6 protein-coding genes and 1 pseudogene are annotated in these 4,875 nt (G+C 70.1%); 4 read left to right on the top strand and 3 right to left on the bottom strand.

The window, feature by feature from the left end; genetic code table 11:
* Positions 1 to 126: 126 nt before the first annotated feature.
* A pseudogene (locus KME75_RS39985) lies at positions 127 to 449 on the bottom strand (transposase); the annotation flags it as partial.
* Between the two features lie 55 nt (positions 450 to 504).
* On the opposite strand from KME75_RS39985, the gene KME75_RS39980 reads away from it, so the two are divergent.
* Both KME75_RS39980 and KME75_RS39975 read left to right on the top strand, forming a co-directional pair.
* Entirely contained in the window at positions 505 to 1,251 is a 747-nt protein-coding gene (locus tag KME75_RS39980) for a hypothetical protein (protein WP_219420202.1), read from the top strand.
* A 65-nt stretch (positions 1,252 to 1,316) separates the two neighbouring features.
* Positions 1,317 to 1,592 carry a thioredoxin domain-containing protein gene (locus KME75_RS39975; RefSeq protein WP_219420201.1) on the top strand — a complete coding sequence of 92 codons (276 nt, stop codon included), beginning with the start codon at positions 1,317 to 1,319 and terminating at the stop codon, positions 1,590 to 1,592.
* Here the strand turns inward: KME75_RS39975 and KME75_RS39970 are convergent.
* Together KME75_RS39970 and KME75_RS39965 are read right to left on the bottom strand one after the other, a co-directional pair.
* Entirely contained in the window at positions 1,589 to 2,059 is a 471-nt protein-coding gene (locus tag KME75_RS39970) for a hypothetical protein (protein WP_219420200.1), read from the bottom strand. The genes KME75_RS39975 and KME75_RS39970 overlap by 4 nt on opposite strands.
* A gap of 146 nt (positions 2,060 to 2,205) precedes the next feature.
* Positions 2,206 to 3,606, bottom strand: a complete 1,401-nt coding sequence (locus KME75_RS39965; protein ID WP_219420199.1) for a selenium-binding protein SBP56-related protein — start codon at positions 3,604 to 3,606, stop codon at positions 2,206 to 2,208.
* Between the two features lie 614 nt (positions 3,607 to 4,220).
* On the opposite strand from KME75_RS39965, the gene KME75_RS39960 reads away from it, so the two are divergent.
* Both KME75_RS39960 and KME75_RS39955 read left to right on the top strand, forming a co-directional pair.
* Positions 4,221 to 4,388 (top strand): cold-shock protein, encoded by a 168-nt coding sequence (locus KME75_RS39960; protein ID WP_219420198.1) that lies wholly within the window; start codon positions 4,221 to 4,223, stop codon positions 4,386 to 4,388.
* A 302-nt stretch (positions 4,389 to 4,690) separates the two neighbouring features.
* Positions 4,691 to 4,875: hypothetical protein (locus KME75_RS39955; protein ID WP_219420197.1), on the top strand; the 185-nt coding region annotated here is incomplete at its 3' end.

The raw sequence follows: 4,875 nt of genomic DNA, 5'->3' as shown, positions 1-4,875 counted from the left end.
TCGCCGTCGTCCAGTCCTACCTGTCCACCACCGCCAAGTGGGGCCTCGACAGCTTCGACGTCCTCACTCAGCTGTTCACCACCGGGGCATGGCTACCACCAGCCGCCGAACCCTGCTGAATAGCTACGGCGGTCGAGCTCCGCCTGGGCGAAAAACGCCGAGGCGGTCTTCAGGATGTCATTCGCCCGCCGCAGCTCGGCGTTTTCGGCGCGCAGCCGGGCGAGCTCGGCCGCAGGATCGACCGAATCGTGCGCGTCTGGCCCGGCAGGACGGCCGGCACGCTCGTCGGCTTCCACCCAATTCCGAATCGTCGCCGGGTTGATGTCCAGCAACTCACCTACGTGCTTACGGGCTGCGAGCTTGGACTCCCCACGATCACGCAACCGGTCGGCGTACAGACGCACCGCCCGGGCACGGGTCTCCTCATCGAACTTCCGAGGTGCAGGCACGGCTCCAGTCTCCTTGCTAGATCAGAGCCTCTCCACCACCAAGGACGATTCAGTATTGCGGCTACCGAAGCCGCCCCGGCCGCCCGGCACTACCGGGCGCCCACCCAAGCACGGGCCCGAGTTCGCGCTGGACAAGCCCGCGACCTGGCCCGAGCCGGCCCAGGTCACGATCACCGAGACCACCCGCTATGGCACCGCGACCGCCACCAGCTGGGACCGGCTGCACCCGCGGCTCACCCATCGCGGTTGCTGGCTCGACCACGCCGGTGAGCTGCCCGTCATCGAAGGCACCCTCATCCGCCTGCAGCACCTGCCCGGGGATCGTGACCCCAAGCCGGTCTGCCTGTGGTCCTCAACCACTGGCGCCGCCGCGGCCGAGGTCGACCGCTGGTGGCAGTCGTTCCTGCGCAGGTTCGACCTCGAGCACACCTTCCGGCTGCTCAAGCAGACCCTGGGCTGGACCGCTCCGAAGATCCGCACCCCCCAGGCCGCCGACCGCTGGACCTGGCTCATCATCGCCGCCCACACCCAACTCCGCCTCGCCCGACCGCTGGCTGAGGACCTGCGTCGCCCGTGGGAGAAACCCGCGCCGCCAGGGCGGCTGACCCCAGCCAGGGTGCGCCGCAGCTTTCGGAACCTCCGCGCCCGGACAGTCCTCCCCGCCCGGGCACCCAAACCCGCGCGCCCCGGCCCCGGGCGACCACCCGGCTCCCGCAACCACACACCGGCACCCCGCTACGACGTCGGAAAGACCGTCAAACGCGACCTCACCATGATCGCCCGACAACAGCGCGCGGGTTAAAGAGCAAGCTTAGCCCGCCGGCGGCCCTCGACGCGCTCGCCTACCACCTGGGGCTCACCGGCACGGTGCTGTCGGATCCGGACCGCGACCTGTACCGGCTGCTGGGCCTGGGGCGCGCGCCCGTCTGGCAGGTCTACTCGCCGGGCACCCTCCTGCACTACACGCGCGCCGTCGCGCGGGGCAGGCGGCTGCAGAAGCCCGTGGAGGACACCCGGCAGCTGGGGGGCGACGCGCTCGTCGTCGACGGGGTGGTCCGCCGGATCTGGCGTCCGCGGACCCCGGACGACCGCGCCGACCCCAGGGTGATCGCGGCCGCCGCCCGTTCCCTCCGCGCGACCTAGCGTGGCGGCTCGCCGCGCCCGACCAGGTCCTTGAGCTTCTCGGCGATCTGATCGGCCATCGGGCCGGCGATGATCGACTCGTCCGGGTCGGCGGTCTCCGCGCGGGGTGGGACGACCTGGAGCCGCTCGGCGTAGGGCGCGTCGCGCCCGAGCACGAACGCGGCGGCGGTTTCGCCGTAGAACCGGCGGGCGTCCTCGACGGTGCGACGGCCCTCGATGATCTCCGCGGCGAGGTTGAGGGTGAGGGTGTTGTAGGCCTCGTGGTCACAGCGGGCCCCGAGCTGACCGGCGGTGCGGTCGACGAGCGTGCTGCCGTCGAAGGCGGCGAGGGCGCTGCCGGCCTCGGCCGGGACCGGGTAGTCGATCCATTGGGTCAGGTAGTCGGTGTGCGGCGTGGGGAAGTTGTGCAGCACCTCGTCGGCGGTGATCTCCATCCGCGCCCACGGGCCGACCCGGTACCAGAACATCTTGGTCGGCGTCGCCTCGTTGGGCGGCCCGTAGTGGTCCAGGATCGTCTCGGCCGCCTTCCGCGGAGCAGCAGGCCACTGCTGGGCGATGCGCTCCGCCTCCGCCAGCGGAACCGACTGCTGCGGACCCAGCTCCGAGCGGTGCGTCAGCGGTAGCAGTAGGAATCCGACGACGCGTCCCCGCCCTGCAGCCGCACCTGGTGCACCCGCAGGCCGCGGAAGTCATCCTCGTGCGGGAAGAACCGCTCGTCGATCGCCATCCCGCCGCCGGGGTTCGCGTCGATCCTCGCCATCCACGCCCCTACGCCATGCGGGTAGAACTGGTCGTCCCACGCACCATAGAGCGAGTTGGAGAGGTACACGCGCCGCCCGTCCCGACTGACCTCGACCATTTGCGGGCCGCCGGCCAGCCGCTCGCCGGGGGTGGCCGGGTGCGGGACGCGGCCGACGATCCCACCGAGGCGCACCGAGCCGGCCTCCCGCGGGTGCGCCGGGTCGGTCACGTCGAACTGCTTGAGCTCGCCCGTACCCCAGCAGGAGACGTAGAGCAGGCTGTCGTCCACCGCCAGGTTGATGTCGGTGATCAGCGGCGGTACCGCACCGAAGGGCTGCAGCGCCGGGGGCAGCAGGTCGGCGTCCGCCGGCTCGGCAGGAATCGAGATGACCTTCTCCGCCGCCCAGGCGTCACCGTCCCGATGCCAGCGCCACACCGATGCCGACAGGTCCTCGGTCGACACGACGACACCGACGAACCCCCAGGTCGCCTCCGGGTCGTGCGACGGACGCAGCTCGAGCACCATCTGGTGCTGGGCCCCGAGGTCTATGGACTGAACGTGTCGGCCTTCCGCCAGATCCCAGAAGTGCAGGGAATGGCCGTACTTCTGGCCCAGCAGGAGCTCGGGGTCGACCCCGCCCTCGATCATCGACGGGGTGCCCCACTCGCTGGTGATCAGTGTGTTCTGGTTGAGGTGCCACCAGGCGTCGTAGGCGAGGTACTGCGGTCCGCGGTCGGTCTCCCACGCGCGCAGCACGTCGAACGTGGAGTGGTCGAGCAGCGCGATGCCCCCCGGGCCGTCGGCGCCGTCCGCCCCGCCCAGGCAGGACAGGAAGATGCCGTCCGGGCCGCAATGCAGCGTGTGCGGCCGGGAATAGCCCGCCATGTTGGCCAGCTCCCGCGCCTCGATCGTCCTCACGAGCTGCGGCGAGCGCGGGTCCGGCCCGGTGTCGTAGACGTGGACGTTCGAGCTGCGCAGGCCAGGCAGCAGCAGGTAGCGCCGCGCCAGGCCGTCGGTGTCGTGGCCCTTGTGCTTCAGAGCGCTGCTGCAGGCGTTCCACCCGAAGTGGTGCAGCTCGTCACCGCGAGTCGGGAGGTCCGCCCAACCGACGACCCGGCCGTACTCCGACGATGCCGGGTCGACATCGATGACGGTGAGCGCATCCGGGAGCTCCCCACTGCGGTCGAACGCGACGACGTAGGCGAGTTGCTCCGGTGGCGCGGCCGCGGCCTCGGCGGCGCTGCGGTAGAATGTCGGGTCGGCGGTGGCCATGTCTGCTCCCGAGATGAGTGGGCCAGTACGGGCGCAGCCTGAACCTGACGAGCGGGCATCCGGCCGGCACCCACCAACCCACCGAACCAGCCGACGGCGCCGGGGACAAGCCACAGGTGAGCGGCGTTGTAGTGAAACCAGAGGCACCGACAGACGATGCTCGGTCGTGGGCTGGCTTGCTGCGCCGGGAGTGCCGATGCGACGACGAGTGCGTAGTCGACCGCCGAGCTCGGGACCAGGGTCGGGGACCAGGGCGGCGGTCGGGATGTCGTCGGCGCTGATGACCGCGAGGTCGCGCGGGGCGGTCAGGTCGAGCCGGCGCATGGCGGCGAGAACGGCGACCCGACCACCGCCCACCCGAGTCGGGCTCCGCTCCCTGGCTCGGCGTCACCACCAGCTGCCGGTCGACATCGATGAGCTCGACGCGCTACGGGCGTGCTCGGCGCAACCGATACCTACGCGCCACGCTGACGCGAAAGGTTGTCAATTCTCTACCGACAAAGGTCTGGTTGGACACGACAGGTCGGTCTGCTCCCCGACGGACCGGCGATGGTTCTACAGTGCGAACAGATACCTTCGACACCGACCGCGTTGGCGACGACCAGGGAGGACACATGACTCAGGGCACGGTGAAATGGTTCAACGGCGAGAAGGGCTACGGCTTCATCACCCCTGACGACGGTGGTAAGGACGTTTTCGTGCACTACTCGGCCATCACGGGGAGCGGCTTCAAATCGTTGGAGGAGGGCCAGCGGGTGTCCTTCGACACCACACAGGGCTAGAAGGGGCCGCAGGCGGAGAACGTCGAGCCCCTCTGAGAGCTCTCGCGGCGGCGTGCTGGAGCGAGCGCTTCCGGGCGTCGACGTGGGGAGGCGGCCAGCAGAGGAGTAGACGCCATCACCGCCTGCTGCGCTTGGCCACACCTCGGGGTCGACCGGCGCGCCCCGCGGCCGTTGGGTTCACTACCGCGAGCGTAAGCATTCAGCCCGATCTTGAGCGTGACCTCGTGTCGGGGTCAGTGTGATCTTGGCGGCAGTGGCGTGTCGATCACGAATGATCGGCTGGTCTGCGGTGTGATCTTGGGGTGTCCGAGCCGGAGGAGATGTCGCGCGACGAGCTGATCGTTGTGGTGCGGCGTCAGGCCGGGCAGTTGGCCGCGCAGGACCGGCAGATCCGTGACATGTCCGGGCGGCTCGCGCAGCTGATGGAGACCAACGAGGCGCTGGCGGACAGGCTGGCCAAGCTCGAGCACCTGCTGTCGCGGAACTC

It is taken from the genome of Pseudonocardia nigra (genome assembly GCF_019396355.1).
Taxonomy (GTDB): domain Bacteria; phylum Actinomycetota; class Actinomycetes; order Mycobacteriales; family Pseudonocardiaceae; genus Pseudonocardia; species Pseudonocardia nigra.
Note: the sequence above shows the minus strand (reverse complement) of the source record. Positions and strands in the feature narration are given on the sequence as shown.